General features: G+C 56.5%; 17 protein-coding genes and 2 pseudogenes. 1 reads left to right on the plus strand and 18 read right to left on the minus strand.

Annotation, left to right across the window (positions count from 1 at the left end; genetic code table 11):
- Window positions 1–10: 10 nt before the first annotated feature.
- The 14 genes and pseudogenes from P3T25_RS20365 to P3T25_RS20430 form a co-directional block, all read right to left on the minus strand.
- Complete coding sequence (locus tag P3T25_RS20365; protein ID WP_429358804.1) at window positions 11–1,153, minus strand: Re/Si-specific NAD(P)(+) transhydrogenase subunit alpha; 1,143 nt, start codon at window positions 1,151–1,153, stop codon at window positions 11–13.
- A 578-nt stretch (window positions 1,154–1,731) separates the two neighbouring features.
- Window positions 1,732–2,256 carry a YceI family protein gene (locus P3T25_RS20370; protein ID WP_429358873.1) on the minus strand — a complete coding sequence of 175 codons (525 nt, stop codon included), beginning with the start codon at window positions 2,254–2,256 and terminating at the stop codon, window positions 1,732–1,734.
- A gap of 709 nt (window positions 2,257–2,965) precedes the next feature.
- Window positions 2,966–3,853, minus strand: a complete 888-nt coding sequence (locus tag P3T25_RS20375; RefSeq protein ID WP_429358805.1) for a LysR substrate-binding domain-containing protein — start codon at window positions 3,851–3,853, stop codon at window positions 2,966–2,968.
- Between the two features lie 640 nt (window positions 3,854–4,493).
- Complete coding sequence (gene actP, locus P3T25_RS20380) at window positions 4,494–6,140, minus strand: cation/acetate symporter ActP (protein WP_429358806.1); 1,647 nt, start codon at window positions 6,138–6,140, stop codon at window positions 4,494–4,496.
- A gap of 24 nt (window positions 6,141–6,164) precedes the next feature.
- Window positions 6,165–6,455 (minus strand): DUF485 domain-containing protein, encoded by a 291-nt coding sequence (locus P3T25_RS20385; protein WP_429358807.1) that lies wholly within the window; start codon window positions 6,453–6,455, stop codon window positions 6,165–6,167.
- A 188-nt stretch (window positions 6,456–6,643) separates the two neighbouring features.
- Window positions 6,644–6,847 (minus strand): tautomerase family protein, encoded by a 204-nt coding sequence (locus tag P3T25_RS20390; RefSeq protein ID WP_429358808.1) that lies wholly within the window; start codon window positions 6,845–6,847, stop codon window positions 6,644–6,646.
- 18 nt (window positions 6,848–6,865) lie between these two features.
- On the minus strand, window positions 6,866–7,096 hold the full coding sequence (locus P3T25_RS20395) for a tautomerase family protein (RefSeq protein ID WP_301787304.1): 231 nt from the start codon (window positions 7,094–7,096) through the stop codon (window positions 6,866–6,868).
- A gap of 26 nt (window positions 7,097–7,122) precedes the next feature.
- Window positions 7,123–8,532 carry an MmgE/PrpD family protein gene (locus tag P3T25_RS20400; RefSeq protein WP_429358809.1) on the minus strand — a complete coding sequence of 470 codons (1,410 nt, stop codon included), beginning with the start codon at window positions 8,530–8,532 and terminating at the stop codon, window positions 7,123–7,125.
- 453 nt (window positions 8,533–8,985) lie between these two features.
- Window positions 8,986–9,612, minus strand: a complete 627-nt coding sequence (locus P3T25_RS20405; RefSeq protein WP_429358810.1) for an MOSC domain-containing protein — start codon at window positions 9,610–9,612, stop codon at window positions 8,986–8,988.
- 113 nt (window positions 9,613–9,725) lie between these two features.
- The gene (locus P3T25_RS20410) at window positions 9,726–10,718 is read right to left on the minus strand and encodes an NAD(P)H-dependent flavin oxidoreductase (protein WP_429358811.1); all 993 of its coding nucleotides are present in this window, start codon (window positions 10,716–10,718) and stop codon (window positions 9,726–9,728) included.
- Between the two features lie 195 nt (window positions 10,719–10,913).
- Complete coding sequence (locus P3T25_RS20415) at window positions 10,914–11,831, minus strand: LysR substrate-binding domain-containing protein (RefSeq protein WP_429358812.1); 918 nt, start codon at window positions 11,829–11,831, stop codon at window positions 10,914–10,916.
- Between the two features lie 192 nt (window positions 11,832–12,023).
- A pseudogene (locus tag P3T25_RS20420) lies at window positions 12,024–12,371 on the minus strand (transposase); the annotation flags it as partial.
- 24 nt (window positions 12,372–12,395) lie between these two features.
- On the minus strand, window positions 12,396–13,028 hold the full coding sequence (locus P3T25_RS20425; protein ID WP_429358813.1) for a DsbA family protein: 633 nt from the start codon (window positions 13,026–13,028) through the stop codon (window positions 12,396–12,398).
- A 175-nt stretch (window positions 13,029–13,203) separates the two neighbouring features.
- Window positions 13,204–14,715: a CoA-acylating methylmalonate-semialdehyde dehydrogenase gene (locus tag P3T25_RS20430; RefSeq protein WP_429358814.1), complete on the minus strand. Its 1,512-nt coding sequence runs from the start codon at window positions 14,713–14,715 to the stop codon at window positions 13,204–13,206.
- Window positions 14,716–14,823: 108 nt separating this feature from the next.
- Here P3T25_RS20430 and P3T25_RS20435 point away from each other — a divergent pair, with 108 nt between their 5' ends.
- Window positions 14,824–15,765, plus strand: a complete 942-nt coding sequence (locus P3T25_RS20435) for a LysR family transcriptional regulator (protein WP_429358874.1) — start codon at window positions 14,824–14,826, stop codon at window positions 15,763–15,765.
- Window positions 15,766–15,785: 20 nt separating this feature from the next.
- On the opposite strand, the gene P3T25_RS20440 is transcribed toward P3T25_RS20435, so the two are convergent.
- The 4 genes and pseudogenes from P3T25_RS20440 to P3T25_RS20455 form a co-directional block, all read right to left on the minus strand.
- A complete protein-coding gene (locus P3T25_RS20440; RefSeq protein ID WP_429358815.1) occupies window positions 15,786–16,628 on the minus strand; it encodes an oxidoreductase in 843 nt (280 codons plus the stop codon).
- 50 nt (window positions 16,629–16,678) lie between these two features.
- Window positions 16,679–17,101, minus strand: coding sequence for a VOC family protein (locus P3T25_RS20445; protein ID WP_429358816.1), 423 nt, complete (start codon window positions 17,099–17,101; stop codon window positions 16,679–16,681).
- Window positions 17,102–17,357: 256 nt separating this feature from the next.
- Window positions 17,358–18,610 (minus strand): annotated as a pseudogene (locus P3T25_RS20450) (MFS transporter).
- 206 nt (window positions 18,611–18,816) lie between these two features.
- Window positions 18,817–19,704, minus strand: coding sequence for a LysR family transcriptional regulator (locus P3T25_RS20455; RefSeq protein WP_429358817.1), 888 nt, complete (start codon window positions 19,702–19,704; stop codon window positions 18,817–18,819).
- Window positions 19,705–19,770 lie beyond the last annotated feature (66 nt).

The raw sequence follows: 19,770 nt of genomic DNA on the forward strand, positions 1-19,770 counted from the left end.
CCGTTCTCCTCTATGCCTTGCGCGTGACTTCGCCGTCACGGGCCAGCAGCGTGGCCGCGACGATGTCGTCTGCGAGATCGATGTTCAGGGCGCCTTCCTTGGTGATGATCAGCTTCAGGAAGTCGAGCAGGTTGCGTGCGTATAGGGACGACGCGTCGGCGGGGACCATCGAGGCCAGATTCGTATAGCCGACGATCTGCACGCCGTTCCGGGTGACGACCTGGTCCGCTTCGGTGAGCGGACAGTTGCCGCCGCGCCGGCCTTCATATTCGGCGCCGCGTCCTGCCGCGAGGTCGACCAGCACGGAGCCCGGTTTCATCGCCTGCACGGTTTCCACCGAGATCAGCGTCGGTGCGGCGCGGCCGGGGATCAGGGCGGTCGAGATCACGACGTCAGCCTGCTTCGCCCGTTCGTGGACCAGCGCAGACTGGCGCGCAAGCCACGAAGGCGGCATCGGCCGCGCGTAGCCGCCGACGCCCTGCGCGGCTTCGCGCTCTTCATCGGTTTCGTACGGGACATCCAGGAATTTGGCGCCGAGCGATTCGATCTGCTCTTTCACCGCCGGACGCACGTCCGAGGCTTCGATCACGGCGCCCAGGCGCTTGGCGGTCGCAATCGCCTGCAAACCCGCCACGCCCGCGCCGAGAATCAGCACGCGGGCCGCTTTGACAGTACCCGCTGCCGTCATCAACATCGGCATAAAACGCGGATAAAGCGTTGCCGCCAATAAAACCGCCTTGTACCCGGCAATGTTCGCCTGCGAGCTCAGCACATCAAGACTCTGCGCGCGCGTGGTTCTTGGCGCGGCCTCCAAAGCGAACGCGGTCACGCCGGCTGCGGCGAGCTTTGATGAGTTTTCGGTATTAAACGGATCAAGCATGCCGACCAGCGTCGCGCCGCGCTTCAGAAGCGGCAACTCGGCATCGGCCGGCGACTGGACCTTGAGGACCAGATCAGCCCCAAAAGCAGTCGCCGCATCGACGATTTCCGCGCCGGCGGCTGTAAATGCTTCGTCAGGAAAGCTTGCGCCGGTGCCGGCGCCGCTCTGGATCGTGACCCGGTGGCCCTGGGTCACATACTTCCTGACCGTTTCGGGCGTCGCGGCGACGCGGGTTTCGTGCGCGCGCGTCTCGGCTGGCACTCCGATGTGCATCGTTGAATCCTTGTGAGATTATGGTTCTGCAGACAAACGCATGACTAGGGTGGCACTGCCGTTGCTACTGCGACGGAATCGCGTCAACCGGAGGAAATAGTCAACTAACGTCTGCAAAACTTTATTTCTGAGCACTGATCTTTTACTTCCTGCGCGGCATCAGCGCTGAGAATATGTTCGGACGTTGATCGCCCTGTTTTTGCGTCGTGCCAGACGACGTTCGCTGAGACTCCGCGCCCTAAACAATTTCGGATACCTTACTTCTGTGAATTTTTGGCCGCGTGCTAATGACCGTGTGAACCAGGTCTGACTCCGCGCCCACACCGTTGTACGCTTTCATTCCAACGTACCAGTCGCCGCCCTTCTGTATCTGACGCATTTTCCGATCGCGCATTCCCGAGTTGATCTTCGTCGACCCGAGCGCTGAAATCAATATGACATCAACCACCGACCCGGTTCTCAGCACCAAGCCTTTCTCCACAATGGTCTCATCGACCAGCGCCAGATTTTGAGCAGCCAGTCGGTGCGTATCGAGCAGGTGGAGAAACCGGGTAAGTTGTCGATGACCGTCCTACAGACTAATCCGCTTTCACCCCTTCAACCTGAATCTGCAAGCGAGTCAGCGTCTTGAAGCCATAGTTGGTACCCCAATTCACGCCGTAGTCGGCACGGTCGAATTGCGCGCTGGCTTCCGCACCACACACTTCTTTCTTGATCAGCGGGTTAACGAAGCACTTGAACGCATCAATCTTCAACGTCAGCGGTTTGGTCACCCCATGAAACGTGAAGTCACCCGAGACTTCGGTCGGTGTGTCGCCGTCGAAGCGGAGCGCACTGCCTTTGAATGTCGCGGTAGGGTACTTAGTAACATCGAGGAAGTCAGCCGACCTCACCCGCGTATCGAGTGGCACATTCCCAGTGTCAATCGAATCGGTGTCAATCGACACGTCGATTGTGCCGGTCTTCGCCGCGCGATCAAGCGTCACGACGCCGCTGCTTTTTGTGAACTTACCGCGCCAGATCGAAATGCCGCCAAAATGGTCGGATTCGAAACTGGGGTAGGTGTGCCTCGGATCCAGGTTGTACGTCGTCGGGGTCGCCATGGCCGACCACGCGATCAGCGCAAGAACGGCAGATACAATCAGATGCTTGTTCAAATCACACTCCATAAGTGATGGTAATGGGCCGCTTACCGGCCGCGGCTAACAGGACAGGGGTCGTACTTCCCGAGATAACGAGCGTGGCTGGCTGGTGCTTTCATGACCATGTCTGGCGGGAAAAGCGATCCACGGTACTCTGTCGGCCATGTTGACCAAAGTACCGCTGCACGCTTGGCACTGGAACGCGCGTTCAACAACGGCCTAAATTGCGTCAGGATCGCTAATGAATCTGTCCGTGGATTAGTAATCCATATCGGCAAAGTTCATGCAGTTATCCTATCCGGGTAACTTAACGAGGACAAGTGAACAGGTTTCTGATTCTTTTGCCATCTGCGCAACAATGCGAAGCAATTCGGCCCTCTCTGGCCACAGGCTACTGAGACGAATAGACGCCGACGCTGCCAGAAAGGCACCATCGCTGCTAACAGCGAGTTAGCTGACAAAGAAAAAGCAACAGAAAATGGAGCGTCAAAGACGACAGACGGCGAAGCGCTATTCACGTCGGAATAGAGGCACTACGCTGTCTGGGGGGAGGTCAAATCCATATGAGAACGGTGAGGCAGAATTCGGCTGAAATCAGCACTTCATGCGTTCCAGCAGACATGCTGAAACGCGATCCGCTACAGTCGTGGCATTGCTCCTGTACACCCGTCTATGCGGCGGCCATCATCGGCCCGAGCTGAGACCGTGCCACGTCAACGAACGCCAGCATTGCACTCGAAACATAAGCATCATGCCGTCGGATGAAAAGCGTTTCAACGTGCGCCCTTTCTGGCGATATTGTGTGGATACTGACGAGATCTTGTTCCGCCGCCGCCGAGACCACGCCTCGCGGCAATAGCGTGATACCGATGCCCGCAGCAACGCACGCAATGATCGCGTCCATTGAGCCAAATTCGAGAGGCGCGGCCGTGAGTACCCCCATTTCGGAAAGCAACGCGTCGAGCCGCTGACGGTACGAGCAGCCCAAACGGAAGACAATTGTTTTGAGGTCCGGCACCGATCTGATCAACTCGAGCGAGCGCATGGTACGCGGAGCAACCAAAACCAACTCCTCATGAAAGACTGTCTCGGTGTGAAGGTCCGGATGGTCTAGAGGACCTGCTATAAATGCCCCATCGAGTCGACACTCCGCAACGTCGGCAGTGAGACTACAACTCGTGCCGGTCGTCAGGGACAGTCGAACCTGCGGATACATTCGAGCGAAGTTACTTAATATTGGAGAGAGCCTAAGCGCCGCCGTTGTCTCGAGTGTTCCGAGCGTGAGCGTGCCACCCGGCGCGCCGTCATCCAGTGCCGCTATCTTGGCGTCCGTAATTAGCTTCGCGATACGTGCCGCATACGGGAGCAGGCGCTGGCCAGCGGGGGTCATGCTCACGCCGCGTACATGCCGCTGAAAGAGAACGACTCCGACCTCCCGCTCCAAGGCTCGAATTCGCGCGGTTACATTCGACTGAACAGTATTTAGCTCGGTAGCTGCCCGGTTCATACTTCCGTGACGAGCTACGGCTTCAAAGACCTTGAGGTCGGCAACGTCCATGTTTTCCACCTCTATGAAATGACCACAACCTTGATCAAGCTTTCGTTGTCCGACCAGCAACCTATCAACGCCCGCAATTCGATAATTCAGATCTATTTCGACGCGTGTATGGCGAAGCTCATTGAAAATGGATGCAGACTCTCGGCAACTATCGGAGCCAGCCCAAAAATTGCACCACTATCCAACACCAAAGGGGCAACAAAATCAGGAGGGAGTGCAGCCTCTCGGCAACTATGCGATCGCTTGAGCAGTGCTGTGAACCTGTCGTCCATCGTACACCAAAGCGAAATTGAGCATCCAACGGAAACAATACGCCATCGGCAATTTTCGAAAACGCAAGCGCTAGCGCCGAAGCAGAGCAGGGTTGCAGGAAAGTCAAGTCCAGCATGTTGCCGAACCTGGTGAATTGCCGACTTCTACCCGATACAAGAGCGCAGGAGAGGCTCGCCAATCCAAAGGTCAGACGTTTCGCATTTAACGCAAGGACGCGGCGTAAACGGAAAAAGCGGATCTGGTTGATCCGCCCTCGGACTGAACACACGCTGTGCCGCTTTGTCTCGCGGCGGAACGCCGGGCTGACCGGCCCGAAAATTCAACCACCTAACGGCGACACGACTTCTGTGTGCCGCTGCTACTGAATCTAGTGGCTAACCGGTCCCGCGAATACCGGACGCTCCTGCAGAGTCACACTCCGCGCCCGGTCAGTATCCGCCTGTTTGCTACGGTCCAGTACCGATACGAGCCAGCACGTCACGAACGCGAGCGGCATAGTCACTATGGTCGGCGGATCGATCGAGAAAAGTGGCTTCGCATGCCCCATAACATGCACCCAGACGGCTGGGCCTGCAACGGTCAACAATACTGCGGAGACCAACCCAACGGTTCCGCCCGCAACAGCGCCAAACGTAGTCAATCGCTTCCAGTAAAGGGCAAGTAGCAGCACCGGGAAAGTTGAACTACAGGCGACCGAGAATGTGAGCCCAAGCATGTAAGCAACATTCTGCGTCTTGAATGCAATGCCCAATACCACCGCGATCACCCCAAGCACCAAGGTCGAGATCCTCGATACCCGTACTTCAGTGGCTTGACTTGCGGCACCTTTGCGCCACACGCAAGCGTAAAGGTCATGCGAAACTGCCGAAGAACCGGCGAGTGTCAAACCCGACACAACCGCAAGGATGGTAGCAAACGCAACCGCCGAGATAAACCCGAGCAACGCGTTTCCACCTACCGCCTTTGCAAGATGGACGGCAACCATATTCACCCCTCCGAGCGGCTTGCCCGTAGCATCCATGAAGTCTGGATTGGAGGCGACCAGAGCGATAGATCCGAACCCGATGACAAACACGAGTGCAAAAAATATGTTCATGAATACACTGGCCCAGAATACCGAACCGCGTGCAGCCCGTGCGTCAGGAACCGTGAAGAAGCGCATGAGAATATGCGGCAGACCCGAGGTACCAAACATCACCGCAAGACCCAACGAAAATCCAGATACAGGATCTCTGACCAAAAACTGAGGGCTAAGAATCGCACTGCCCTTTGGATGAATCTCTACTGCACGCCGCAACAATTCAGAGAAGCTGAAACCGAAATTTCGCAGGACCAGAAAGCTCATCAAAAGTGTGCCAATCAGCAGCAGTGCTGCCTTCACGAGCTGCACCCAGGTCGTGGCGACCATACCCCCGAAGGCCACATAAAACATCATGAGAGTGCCCACAAGAATTTCTGCGTAAATGTAGTCAAGGCCAAACAGCAGCTTGATCAACTGCCCTGCCCCCACCATCTGCGCGATGAGATATAGCGAAACAATGCACAGCGAAGCGCAGGCGGAGAAGATACGAATCGGTCTCTCGCCAAGACGCACGGAAACCGCGTCTGCTACTGTGTATTTACCGAGTTTTCGCAGTCTCGTTGCCACCAGAAATACAACAATCGGCATCCCTGTCGAATATCCTACCGCATAGACAAGGCCATCAAATCCGCTGCTGAACACCAAGGCTGTCAGGCCAAGAAATGCACCGGCCGACATGAAGTCACCCGCGATCGCAAGACCATTCTGAAATGCGGTTATCTCGCCTCCTGCCGCGTAGAAATCATCTGTCGACTTTGTTCGCTTTGCGGCCCAGTAGGTAATAGCCAGTGTCCCAGCAACGAAGGCAAGAAAAAACAGAATCGCTACGCCGTTCCCGGTACTCACGCCGCTTCCAGCAGCAAAGGTTTCAGTACTTACAACGCACGCGGACGCTGCCAGCGCAAGCGAAGCGCCACATCGAAAAATAGTCATGGTAGGTCACCAGGTAATCAACGGTTAACTTTTGGCTGAATCGATACGAAAATTTCGCGAGTCTGCTGCGTTTTCGAGCAGGACATACAGCCCAATAAACAGCACTCCAGCGACTAGAATTACAATTCCGTACAAAAACGCGACCGTAATCCGCGACCCATCTACCACTGGTGAAGCGAGCGTTGCCGGCGACACGACGGCAAGCGTAATGAACCCAAAAAACAGCAACACTTCGGCAAGCGTCAGGAATATTGACAGCCCTACCCTCTCACGTCCGGTATCGATACTCTCGACCACCATCCTTGCTGCGTTCATATCTCCTCCAACTTCTTTTGTAGTACGTATTATCCATATCGAAAAACCTGCTTCTTTTCAGGCCTGACGTCAGCAGACCTATGGCTTCGCCATATTTTCCATCGTTGTCGCGTGGATCGAGACGCTGGCCGCCGGGCGCGACGCCCAGCGGAACGCAGAACAAGGCCTTAACCGGCAGTTTTGCGCGGTCAGCGCGTTGACTTCTTGAAGTCTTCTCCGTTGATCCGGCTGGAAATACTGATATTTTCAGCCGGATGCTCGTGCAAGATCACATTAATGATCTTCGGGTCCGATCCGATCGAGTCATGCGTGACCTGGATGATGTCCCTCATGAGTTGTTCACGTCGCTCTTGCGTAAGACCGCTCTTGATATGGCATTCGATGAAAGGCACGATAGTTCTCCGGTAGCACTATTTAAGACGTTCAATAAGTTCTTTGTCGTTCGCCGCACCCTCGACATACTCGGGAAGATGTTCACCATGTTCGACGAAATTAATTCCACGTCCTTCGCGAATCACGAAAAAAATGTCGTCCTTCGTTTCACCAGTCGCGGCGCTGACCACCCTGAGTAAGCCGGCTGCAAGTAGCCGTTTCTGTTCGTCGGTCCGGCCGAAGCGCATATCACAAGAAATTAGTGCCATATACATCTCCTATAGATCGGTATGGATTATTGAATCCCCGGATGCGTCGCCGGGAATCGAGGCTCTGGACTTACCTTCACCAGAAGGTTCATCAACTCTTCAATCGGGTGCTGATCCAATGTTGAAACCAGATCGATGATCTGGTCTCGAAGCGCCTGGTCTACGTATTGTTCGCTCAACCAGTTGAATTTTTCGACGGTGCGTTCCCACGTGAACGGGTTATCCAGTCCACCTTCGAAGCCGACATGCTCAGCAACCAACACACGACCATCCTTGCATATGATCGTCACGCGCGTGTTTAGCGCGCGCGGATACTGCGCAGAGAATTCGGCATCGGGTTTCACAGTCACTTTCTTGAGCAATGCCTGTGCATCGGGAGCCTGTACACGCTCAGGTTCGAGCTGAGCGGGGCCAACCTGATCATCGAGCAACGCAGCTGCAATCAGATACTTGAGGTTGTAGTCCGCCTGCTCTTTAGTTTGCGGGTTATCCTTTGGGCCGAAACTGCCGCCGCCGGCTATGTCGAATCCAGTCTGAAAGATGTCACATTGAACTTCATCCACGTCATGGCTCGTCAAACCATGTTTGCGCTTTAACGCGAGCGTAGCTTCAAGGACGGGCTGACCATGAATGAGCGAGCAGTATTTCTTCATGACGGTCTGGTGAACAACCTCGAGTTGAGGGTTTTCCCAATCAACTTCGAGCGGTTGGTCAAACATTCGCACCAGACCGTTAGGCCCCTCAAAAAGGCGAAGAGGACCTGTAAATCCACGCTTGGCAAGAGATGCTGAATAGACGGCTCTCATGCCCGTGATACCGGGAGAGAAGCCCTTCCACTGCGAAACCGGTTCGGAATGCACACACGTCAGCGAAATGTTGTCGATCGTTGCGATCGCAATCGCGTTTGCGATCTGATCTGCATCGAGACCAAACAACATTCCCGACCCTGCCGCGGCGGATACCGCCAACTGGATTGCGTGATTGAACCCTTTGGCCATAACTGGCACGATCGCCGTAATGCGGCAGCCAATTTCATAAGATACGGCCAACGCCAGCATGAACTCCTCGCCACTTGCGGACGCATGTTCAGCAGCGGCCAGAATGGCCCCGAAGTTATCACTGGGGTGACAGAGTCCGCCGGGAGACATGTAGCTATCCAGCAGGTCGACATATCGCACCAAACCAGAGTTGTACAACGCGGCTTGATCGGGTGAAGTCTTGCCGCCTCCGATCAATGAACACGTCCCCGAGCCACGGTACTCATCGAACTGGTTCCGAAGCGCGCTGAACGGCTTACCTGGCAGCGCTGCTATTGCGCAACCCAGGCTATCAAGAATATTCCGCTTTAAAATTGCCCTCGTGGCAGGCGTAAGATGCTCCGCCCGTGCAGCGTGTGCAAAACGGCCGATACGCTGAGCAGTCGTGGGGGTACTCATTTGAAGTCTGTTCCTCCAAAAATTCCGGATCGCCTCGAACGGCAATCCAATTGACGATTCGCGTTCGCCTCTTCAAATGACGCGCTCCGCCTTCCGTATACGCCTTTAGAGTTGTCGGGGCTTGACTCCCTTTCGCGGCCTAACGACTTCGCCCCTGCACGCGGCTCTCAACCCTATGATGCAAATTCGCACCCTTTGAACCGAATATCAAGCGAAGGTATTACATACGGCTATCTATCTCAGAGATAGCCCGGCCACTCCAGAACCCTGACCAATCCGGCTGCTGCGCCAGCGGAGACATTCATGGGATTCCGCTCAAATACTTTATGGTTTGCTCTGTCTCTCAACGATCGACAGTTCCCTGAATTATTTCCTCGCTGGAATCGAAAGATCTACCTCGCCGGCAATCACAATCACCCGTCCCTCTGGCAGTTCCAGCGCGCAACGTCCCGTTTATGGCTCCCGCCGCGCGCGGCTGCGCCGCAAGTCCAGCATCGCACTGATCGACTCCTGCCGACGACCGGGAATCACCTGAATCGGCGAACCTGCCGAAATGAACCCAGGTTTGGATACACTTAAGTAAACACCGGAGTACCCGCTCATCATCATGTGTTTCGCCGCGCGTACATACCCCATCACGGCGTTAAACTTGTAGCAGGGATTTCGCGGCGACTCGACGCGAAATTCGACCTCATCTATCAATATTCGGTCTCCAACCCAGAGTTGGGTTTCGAGCAACCCACACGTCGTCAAATTCTCTCCCACCGCGGCAAACGGCAATGGGTCGTCTGCACCCGGAACACCTGCTTCCAGCCGGCGCTCGCGCCACCATTCGTAGTGTTCGACGGGATACATATACACAGCTTTCTCGAGACCCCCGTGCACACTGCGGTCTACTTGCTCATCACCAACTAGGCCTAGTCTGCGAACCTCGATACGAGCCTGTTTTTGAAGCATGCTGACAGGGGTTTTGCGTATTCCGGAGTTGACCACTATCCCTGGCGAGGTATTACTCACATCCAAAGGGGCGCTCGAACCCACGCTAACTACAAGCAACCGGGCAGCGATTGAATCGGTCATTTCCGTGCTCGCGTGCGCTAGCCGCTCTTGCATAGCCATATCCGTATTGCGCTACGTACCATGCCTTCGACCAACCTCATTGAGTATGCATGGCCAATTCACTCCGGTAGCAATTACGCCGCAGATGTCACCATACGATTTTGTGCATAAAGCGAGTAGCCAAGTATCGCGTCCATTTCCCTGACGATATTTTCGACTATCGATCGTGCCGGCGACACATCGTGGATCAAGGCAGCAGATTCCCCTGCAATCACGGCAGCAGTGCTGTAGTCGTGATTTTCACGCGCGCTTGAATACCGCGTCCGTTCTTCATGTAGATGTCGAAACAGTTCACGCTCACGCCCAACCCACTTTTCGGAAAACTCGTTTCGCAGCACCCGGCCCGTGTACGGTGCCGGCCAAACGTTATCGCGCGCTATATCAAACAGAATCCCGCGGATGGTTTGCTCGCCACCCGCACACTCGACAATCCGCCGCTTGGCATCATCGTGCCCAATTGCTTCCTCGCTTGCGTACATGCGTGTTCCCAACACAATGCCCGAGGCACCAAGCACAAGGGACGCTGCAAAGCCTCTGCCGTCCGCAATGCCTCCGGCGGCAACCACTGGCACCGTGTCACCCACTGCGTCGACGACAGCGGGAACTAGTGAGATCGTGCCGCACGCAACGCCATGGCCGCCGCCTTCCGCACCTTGAGCGACGATGATGTCCGCGCCCTGACTAACCGCCTCAAGTGCCATCGCAACAGTCTGAACCTGGCAGATCGCGAGAATTCCAGCCTTCTTCGTTCGCTCGATGTGTTTGCTTGCGTTACCGAACGAAAACATGATTGCGGCCGGCGAATGTTCAATGCAGACGTCAATAAGATGCGGCTGTCTGGATAGACTCCATGTAATGAATCCCACACCGATCCGAGCCCCATGTGCCGCGGCAAACTGCTCTCGCAGCCACGTTTCGTCGCCGTACCCGCCACCGATTATTCCGAACCCGCCAGCGCCAGTGACTTCTGCGGCAAGCCTGCCGCCGGACACCAGGTCCATCGGCGCGAGCAGTACCGGATGGTCAACACCAAGTATCGTTTTAAGTTGCTCGTATCGCTCAAACACTGTCGTCTCCTCGTTTCTTCCTCAACGAATCTGTCTCGTCTGCGTCCGCAGTTGTAATACTGCTACTCGAATCGCAGCATCAAAAACGATTTGTTTTGATACCAGTAATCACTCAATCAGATAGGGCACAGCGAATGGGCGCGAATGTCCGCCATTGGGACGAGAAAAACTCGAAATCCGCGCGAAGTTTGCTGGTCAGCCATTGATGCATCCAGGCTGAGCGTAAGTCCAGGCCTGAAGAAATTGAAGCAGTTCTTTGTAAGCGTTGCTCTGATAGTTCGATTGGGCAACCAGGTACGTATCGATCGTGGCAATTTTCTGCACGCAAATATCCATCGGAACACGCTGCAGATTCAGAATCGATCTCGGGCAGAGTGCGAAACACGAGCCCGCGGCAACGCTGGCGAGAATGGCATGATACGAAACAAACTCCGTGACCTTCCAGTCGCCGTCCGCCTCGAAACGGGCGATTCCCAACCATTGTTCGAGTACATTCCGATACGCACAACCGTCGGAAAAGGCAGCCAGCGTCTTGAGCTTGAGGTCCGTAGGCTTGCTTACAGTGGGGTGGTTGGGTGGCAGTACGAGCAGCAGATCTTCCCGGTATGCGCGCGTTGCGCGTAGTCCACGCGCGGCGAACTTTGGCCGCGGGTCACGCGTGCCCAGAAAACTGCTATCCGCAACAAAGACGCAGTCGAGACGTCCTCTTTCCACGTCTTCGACAAGTGAACGCGACGTACCGATCGAGATCTCCAGCTCCACCTGTGGCCACCTGCTATGGTATTTGGAGAGCAGGGCCGGAAGGCGCGCGGCTGCTGTACTTTCCATAGCGCCAATGCTCAGGCGTCCGGGCTGCTGTTCCGGATTCATCGCAAGTCTCGCTTCTTCTGCGAGGTACAGGAGTCGTTGCGCATAGTCCAGCATCGTGCGGCCACTTGGCGTCAGGCTCATCCGCTTGCCACTTCTTGAAAAAAGCTGGACTTGCAGCTCCTCTTCAAGCTGTTGTACGCGCATCGTTACATTGGACTGAACACGGGCCAAATGGCGAGCCGCCCGGGTCACACTTTGCTCGGTGGCGACGGCACAAAATATTTCTAACGATGAGAAATTCATCTCGCCCCCAATCTGATTCTCGCTCGGAAATACAATCGGTACGAGTGTTCAGTTTGGCCGGACATGCCGTCAACCGGCGGAGGGGAAAAACACTCTTTCCACAGTGGCAAGACTTTCAGAATCGCTCTTGAATCATCGCACCGGCTCTGAACTCAGGTCGAACATGATTGGTGGAATAGGGTTCTATCTTTAACCTGATCCGGCATCGCGGAAGGAGGATGAATCGACCACAACGCGTGACCAGTCGATACGATCCGCCGCACGCAATCCAGTCAGCAGCACTTCGTGCAACCGGTCCCAGACGCCGGCTTCCTGCCAGCCGCGCATCCGGCGCCAGCAGCTCATGCCCGAGCCGCAGCCCATCTCCCGCGGGAGCATCTTCCACGGAATGCCGGACTGCAGCACGAACAGGATGCCGGTCAGCACGATGCGATCATCTAACGGTTTGCGCCCTGGGTAGCGGGCTCGCCGAGGCTTGGCCGGTGGCAGAAACGGCTGGATCAGTGTCCACAGTTCGTCATCGAGTATTGGTTTAGCCATGTCCTCTTCGCCAACGGAACTCAGTTAGTCGGCGAGACTCGCAAGCGCTCGTTGCACATCGTCCGCATGCATGTATCCTGAACCCAATCGCCCACGCTTGCCGTTCCATTCGACGAACAGCGTCGGGAAACCAGAAACACCCAGTTTCTGCGTAAAAGCGAAATCCGCCGCGGCTGCCTGTATCGCTTCGTCAGAAGACCAAAGCTCAAAAAACTCCTCCACAGTGACATTGAATCCAGCTTCACGAAGCGCCGCCGCACCGATCTCCGCTAACACCCTGCCATCTGTCGTATCGAGGCCGTCCACGTAAAACGCCCGCTGAAACGCACGGAAGATTTTCAACAGATCTGCCGAGGGCTGCAACATACGAGCGGTCACCACCGCACGACATACCGGCTCCGTATCGTAGACAAAGTTCTCTCTTGCCAGCAGCGCCTCACGATTAAACTCTGCACCGCTCATCTGTTCGACGCGCGCCCAGTGCGTCAGACGAAACTGCTTGCCGGCCTCGTCCAGAACCTGTTTTGAACCGGCAGCCAGGCCGCCCAATACGATCTGTACGTCGAGCTCAGGCATATTCTCGACAATTGAAGTCATCTCCTTGCCGAATCCATAACACCATGAGCACATCGGATCGCCTACAAATATAAGCTTCATCTTGCCCTTTCCTCTTCGAACATTTACAACGCGCAACAACGGCGCGAATCCATATCAAGGTGTCAGATGCAGACCGGACGTCTGGCCAATTGCCCGGATGCGGTTCTGCACAGACAAAAATCGGGCGCCGCACCGTGCCGCGCGCGACGCCCAATCACTTGCCGAACCAGTTTGCTTACTTCGCTGTGGGCATTGCAAATTCAGCGCCCTTTTCCGTGCTTTCCGGCCAACGCTGCATGATCGACTTCTGCTTCGTATAGAAGCGAACGCCTTCCTCGCCGTATGCATGCGTGTCGCCGAACAGGCTCCGCTTCCAGCCGCCGAAGCCATGCCAGGCCATCGGCACAGGGATAGGAACGTTGATTCCGACCATGCCTACCTCAATGCGCCTCCCGAACTCGCGAGCGACATGCCCATCGCGCGTGTAGCACGCCACACCATTGCCAAACTCATGAGCATTGATCAGATCGACCGCTTCCGAGAAGTCCTTTACACGGACGCAGGCAAGCACCGGGCCGAAAATTTCTTCCTTGTAGATTCTCATCTCCGGCGTGACGTTGTCGAACAGCGTACCGCCCGTGAAGAAGCCGCCCTCAAAGCCGTCTACCTTAAGGCCGCGACCGTCAACAACCAGCTTTGCACCTTCGTCGATGCCAATCGCGATGTACCCTTCGATCCGTTCGAGCGCCTGTTGCGTAACGATAGGCCCCATTTCCGCGTCGGGCTCCATACCGTTCTTTACGATGAGATTGCGCGCACGCTCGGCAAGCTTCGGAATAATTTTGTCAGCAACATCGCCTACGAGCACAGCGACCGAAATAGCCATGCAACGCTCGCCAGCGGAACCGTATCCAGCACCGACCAGCGCGTCAACGGCTTGATCGATGTCGGCATCAGGCATGACAACCATATGATTTTTGGCCCCGCCCAGCGCCTGCACGCGCTTGCCGTTCCTCGCACCGGTCTCGTAGATGTAATTGGCGATCGGCGTCGACCCAACAAAGCTGACCGCCTTCACATCCGGGTGCGCCAGCAATGCATCGACAGCGACCTTGTCACCCTGAACCACGTTGAAGATGCCGTCGGGCAGGCCGGCCTCCTTCAGCAGTCTTGCCATGAACAACGACGCTGACGGGTCGCGCTCGCTTGGCTTCAGAATGAATGCGTTACCTGCCGCAATCGCGACAGGGAACATCCAGCAAGGCACCATGCACGGGAAGTTGAACGGCGTAATGCCTGCGACAACGCCGAGCGCCTGACGCATCGTCCAGTTGTCCATGCCAGTTGAAACCTGCTCCGTGTAGTCCCCCTTAAGCAGTTGCGGAATGCCGCAGGCGAATTCGATCACATCGATACCGCGCGCCACCTCGCCTTGAGCGTCAGAGAAGACCTTGCCGTGTTCGGCGGTGATGATCGCAGCCAGTTCATCGCGATGCCTGTTCATCAACTCAAGAAACCGCAGCATGACACGGGCCCGGCGGATCGGCGGCGTGTTGCTCCACTTCGGAAATGCAGCCTTGGCGCTGGCCACAGCGGCGTCGACATCCGCGATCTCGCCCAGCAGAAGTTTGCGTGGTCGTTCACCAGTAGCGGGATTGAAAATCGCCTGGGTACGCACTCCCGTTCCGCGAACTCGCTCGCCATGAATAAAATGGGTGACGTCGGCTGTGTCATTGAAGGCTTGCATCTCGACTCCTGGATTGTGATGGGTGGTGAATGAAGTTTAGGAGTGGCCTATGAGTTTGCAAAGACGCTAAGATTGAAATGATTGTTTTCAATGGTGAACAAAAAACACATGGACACGCAAAAGGTTGAAAGCCTTTGGACTCATTTGCACTGGCTGACGGTTCTTGCCGAACAGGGCACGTACACCGCGGCGGCCGCACGCCTCGGAGTGAGCAAAGCTGCAATGAGCCAGCGCATCGCGGAACTGGAGCGAGCCGCGGGTATCGCACTGGTGCAACGTACCACCCGCAGCGTCCGGCTCACTGAAGCCGGGCAACGGCTCGTCGACAATACTCGTCTCGAGTACGAGCACATTGCGACGAGTTTTGCGACGGTACGGGAAATGGCGGGCGTTGCGCGCGGATTGATCCGGGTAACCGCCCCAGTGGCGTTCACGCGGCAGCAGTTGGTGCCGAAAATGTCGGCGTTTCTGCGGGCGAATCCCGAAGTACGAGTACAACTTGAAGCGTCTGACCGTCTGACCTCGATTGCCACCGAGGGCTTCGACCTTGCTATCAGACATAGCGCCCAGGTTCCTGAGACTCATGTCGCATGGAAGCTGTGCGAGACGCAATCCGTGATCGTCGCGACATCCGAATATCTGGAGCGTCGAGGCCTGCCTGAATCGCCAACCGATCTGTCCGCACACGATTGCCTGTTCTACCCTCGTGCGTCAGCGTCCGGAATCTGGTCTTTCGAACGTAGAACAGCGCGCCGCATGCATTCAGCTCCTCTGATGATCACGGTAAACGGCCCTCTTTCCGCTAACAATAGCGAAGCATTGAGAGACGCCGCCCTCGACGATCTGGGCATCGCGCTGCTGCCCGATTTCACAGCACAGGCAGCCATTCGATCAGGAAAGCTCGTGGTTCTCCTGCCCGACTGGCGGCCAATAGGCGCCTTTGCCGAGCAACTCTATGTGGTCCGGCCTTATACCCCACACGTACCACGCGCGGTCGAACTGTTTGTCACCTATCTGAGGAAAACTTTCGCAGACGGATTTTCTTCATAGCGCGCCGCCCCGCTCTGTTTTCACGAGAACCCAGTAGATTTCGAAACGGATTCCCAAGCGTCAATTTCGCGACTCAGTGCAGCCATTTTGTCCCGGACTACGCTTAACGCATCATCGCCCAGCACGAGATGGACCGGCGGGTCCGCCTCGTCGATCAGGTTCAGCAGGACCTCCGCCGCCTTCACCGGATCCCCCGGCTGCTTCCCATCTTTCGCCAGACGGGCGCGGCGGATCGGCGCAAACACCGGTTCGTAGTCTTCGATGCTGTGCTCTGTGCGGACCATCGATCTGCCCGCCCAATCAGTTCGAAACGCACCCGGCGCAACCGCCGTCACCTTGATACCAAAGCCGCGCACTTCCTTTTCCAGGGCTTCTGATATCCCTTCAAGTGCGAACTTGCTGCCGCAGTAGTATGAGATGCCGGGAAATGTAACCAGCCCCGCCATCGAGGTGATGTTGATGATGTGACCGGTGCGTCGGACTCGCATTGACGGGAGCACGGCCTTGATCATGGCGACCGCGCCGAACACATTCACATCAAACTGACGACGCAGTTCCTCGAGTGGTGATTCCTCAAGGATTCCTTCATGACCATAACCAGCGCTATTCACAAGAACGTCGATCGGTCCAACGCGCCCGGCGACTTCCTCGATCGTGGCATTGACTGAATCGAAATCGGACACATCAAGCAGCACGCCGTGAGCGTTGTGCGCATGCAATCCCTCAAACTCGGCTTTCGCAGAATCACTTCTTACCGTACCAATCACAGTGTTGCCGGCGGCCAATGCTGCTTTCGCCAAAGCACGACCAAAACCGGAGCTCGCACCGGTAATCAAAAAAATCCGCTGGGCGGCTTTGCTCACGATCGAAACCTCACTTTGGATAATCTTCGAACTGCCGGATCCAGCACAATTCAGGCAGGCTGAATTCGCGGATCAAAATCAAACTCGAGTCTGATGCCACCCGGTTCGTACACCATCGCGTGACGCTTGGGTCCTTCACCCATGTTTTCCGGCGGGAACTCAACCACTACCCCTGGCCATCCCGTGACCCGCGCGAAGATTGTGTCGAGAGCCTCTTTACTGCCGACCCGCAGCGCGAGGTGATGCAGGCCCACATTCGTCTTGCGGTCGAACTCCACGCAATTGACCAGATCCTTGACTTCCCAGAGCGTCAGCGTGACATGCCCGTCGGACACAAAAGCCGCCGGATAGCTGGGTCTTCCGCCAACCTGGGTCCAGCCCAGAGCATTGATGAAAAAGTCCCGGGTAGCGGTCAGATTACGGACCGTCAGACCAAGGTGGTCGATGCCAAGTGTTAGAGGTGCATCAGTCATCCCAAGCTCTCCTTTTAAACTTAGACAATATTAGCCAGGTCGGAAGCAGTCTCACGTGTACCGTATTGCTCATTGCAGACGTACCGTTCGAAAATCCGGCTGACCGTATAACGACGTTTGTCCGTTCGGATTGTTGACGTATCACGTAGGAAACAGCTTAACAATGTTTCAAGAACGCATAAGCGGTTTGTGACGATATGGGTATCGTCAAAATAGATACCCCCGAGCCGAAGATCGATCTGCCATGACGTCACGCTCAGCGATTCTTCGCCCAACGGTTCAGCGCCGCACATCCGATCAGCAACGCACCCGTAACGAAGAAGACCGAGCGCATGCCTAAGTGAACGCCAATCAGGCCACCAATCAGCGGACCGACAACCTGCCCCGCGTACTGAGCCGACTGCAGGTAACCCAGCATCTTTCCGGACTCCCGTTCGTCAACGGCATGGCGGACGAGCTTCGTGATCGCAGGAAGCAAACCCGCGAGCGTCATGCCCATCAGACCACGCAGCGCGGCAAGCGCCCACCAGTTCGTCACGAAAGCTTGCGGAATCATGATCAGCCCAGTGGCCACCAGGCAACCGATATCACGTTCCATCCGCCAATCCGGTCCGCCAGCGCCCCGAGCCGCGCGGCTGTCAGCATGCTGCCAAACGCCGAGCACGCCATGACAATCCCGGCCACCGTCGTGAGCCGATGATATGGCACACCCAGTTGGGAAATGTAGACGGTGATGATTGGCTCGATCGACATGTTCGCCAGCAAGACCATAGTCGCTGTAGCCAGGAGTGCGGCGATTGCGCTGTAGTTTCTGGCATGCGCGACAGCACCTGTCTGGACCTTGCTGGCCTGACGCCTGGTCGGTGGGGTGAAGTCTTCCTTGACCAGTACAACGGTCAGAATAGCCGCGACGGAAATCATCGCGCCGGCGGCGAAAAATGTACCCCGGATTCCAATCAGGTTGGGCACCAGTCCGCCAATCAGCGGCCCGACCAGGCTCCCGGCGAGCACCCCCGTCGACAGAACCCCTAGTGCCCAGCCGGAGCGTTCCGTCGGGGCCTGAGTGCCAATCATCACGATCGATGCAGACGCGTAGCCTCCGACAAGACCCGCCGCGAAGCGCAGTGTCACCAGTTCGTAGATGTTGTGCGCCAGTCCAATGGTGGACATGACCACGGCCATGCCGACCGCGGCTCGGATCAACATGGGCTTGCGTCCAAACCGGTCGGCCAGTCGCCCCCAGATCGGAGCGGTCAACGCTGTTCCAAGAAACGTTACGCCAAACGCTACGCCGGACCATTGCACCACCGCTGAACTCGACGTCACGCCCAATTGCTGCACGTACAGCGGCAGAAACGGCAGCAACATACTCAGGCTGACGAGCGTCGTGAACGATCCGAATACACAGACGACAAGGTTTCTTCGCCAATACAATGCATTGCGCGCGGCGTACGTGACCTTCTCGACCGACGAGGAGGAAGCAGGAAGTGCGTTTGCGGAGTCGTCCATCGCGGCTAATCGTGAAGCCCGTATTAACTTGGACCGAGTATAGAGTCCGAACAGCTCCAGACGGACGCCACTTTATTCTCTCTATGGAAAAGCTATCTTGCGTTCCCGTTCCGGGAAATGAACTCGAAAGATAGTTTCCTGACGGTAAAGCGAATTGCCGATGGGGCAATGACTCGCCATTGGGAAGCGCGATCGTACGTTGTCCGCTACGCCGCCGCCATCAAGGGTCCGAACTCCGAGCGCGAGACCTCGACGAAAGCGCGCATGGCGCTCGAAATGTAAGCGTCATGCCGTCGGACGAAAAGTGTCTCGACACGTGCTTTCTCAGGCGAGATCGCATGGATGGCAATGATGCCCAGTTGCGCTGCTGCCGCAACCACGCCCCGTGGCAGCAATGTGATCCCGATACCGGCCGCCACGCACGCGATGATTGCATCCAGCGAACCGAACTCGAGCAGCGTCGTCGCGAGAATCCCCATCTCCGCAAGCAGCGCTTCCAGCCGCTGATGATACGAGCACCCCGCGCGGAACACGATCGTCTTCAAGTCAGGGATCGACGTCAAACGCTCCAGCGAGTGGATGGTGCGCGGAGTCACAAGCACCAGTTCTTCATGGAAAATCGTCTCGCTATGAAGCTCCGGGTGATCGAGCGGACCCGCTATGAACGCCCCATCCATACGACATTCCGCGACATCCACCGCGAGGCTGCGGCTTGTTCCAGTTGTCAGCGACAACCTGACCTGCGGATACGTCCGCACGAAGTTGCTCACTATCGGTGAGAGCCGCAGCGCCGCAGTGGTTTCCAGGGTTCCCAACGCGAGGGAGCCGCATGGCGGACCGTCGTCCATGGCTGCCAGCCGGGCGTCCGCGACGAGCTTGGCGATTCGCGCCGCGTAGGGCAGCATGCGCTGGCCCGCCGGGGTCATGCTCACACCCCGGACATGTCGCCGGAAAAGCGCAACGCCAACTTCTCTTTCCAGCGAACGGATCCTGGCCGTTACGTTGGACTGGACGGTATGCAACTCTACTGCCGCCCTGTTCATGCTCCCGTGCCGAGCAACCGCTTCAAATGCCTTGAGGTCGGCAACATCCATAACACTGTCCTATCAAAAGAGCGCCTGTTCCAGCGGTAACCGGATTGCGAATACGTGTTGCAGGAT

The organism is Paraburkholderia sp. GAS32 (assembly GCF_050434225.1).
Taxonomy (GTDB): Bacteria; Pseudomonadota; Gammaproteobacteria; order Burkholderiales; family Burkholderiaceae; genus Paraburkholderia; species Paraburkholderia madseniana.

Coding starts and splice junctions, on each gene's coding strand:
- P3T25_RS20375 (WP_429358805.1), bottom strand. CDS start 3,853: ATGGACGTTGCCGACCTCAAGGTCTTTGAAGCCGTAGCTCGTCACGGA.
- P3T25_RS20370 (WP_429358873.1), bottom strand. CDS start 2,256: ATGGCGACCCCGACGACGTACAACCTGGATCCGAGGCACACCTACCCC.
- P3T25_RS20365 (WP_429358804.1), bottom strand. CDS start 1,153: ATGCACATCGGAGTGCCAGCCGAGACGCGCGCGCACGAAACCCGCGTC.
- P3T25_RS20435 (WP_429358874.1), top strand. CDS start 14,824: ATGGACACGCAAAAGGTTGAAAGCCTTTGGACTCATTTGCACTGGCTG.
- P3T25_RS20445 (WP_429358816.1), bottom strand. CDS start 17,101: ATGACTGATGCACCTCTAACACTTGGCATCGACCACCTTGGTCTGACG.
- P3T25_RS20395 (WP_301787304.1), bottom strand. CDS start 7,096: ATGGCACTAATTTCTTGTGATATGCGCTTCGGCCGGACCGACGAACAG.
- P3T25_RS20415 (WP_429358812.1), bottom strand. CDS start 11,831: ATGAATTTCTCATCGTTAGAAATATTTTGTGCCGTCGCCACCGAGCAA.
- P3T25_RS20385 (WP_429358807.1), bottom strand. CDS start 6,455: ATGAACGCAGCAAGGATGGTGGTCGAGAGTATCGATACCGGACGTGAG.
- P3T25_RS20400 (WP_429358809.1), bottom strand. CDS start 8,532: ATGAGTACCCCCACGACTGCTCAGCGTATCGGCCGTTTTGCACACGCT.
- P3T25_RS20430 (WP_429358814.1), bottom strand. CDS start 14,715: ATGCAAGCCTTCAATGACACAGCCGACGTCACCCATTTTATTCATGGC.
- P3T25_RS20425 (WP_429358813.1), bottom strand. CDS start 13,028: ATGAAGCTTATATTTGTAGGCGATCCGATGTGCTCATGGTGTTATGGA.
- actP (WP_429358806.1), bottom strand. CDS start 6,140: ATGACTATTTTTCGATGTGGCGCTTCGCTTGCGCTGGCAGCGTCCGCG.
- P3T25_RS20405 (WP_429358810.1), bottom strand. CDS start 9,612: ATGACCGATTCAATCGCTGCCCGGTTGCTTGTAGTTAGCGTGGGTTCG.
- P3T25_RS20455 (WP_429358817.1), bottom strand. CDS start 19,704: ATGGATGTTGCCGACCTCAAGGCATTTGAAGCGGTTGCTCGGCACGGG.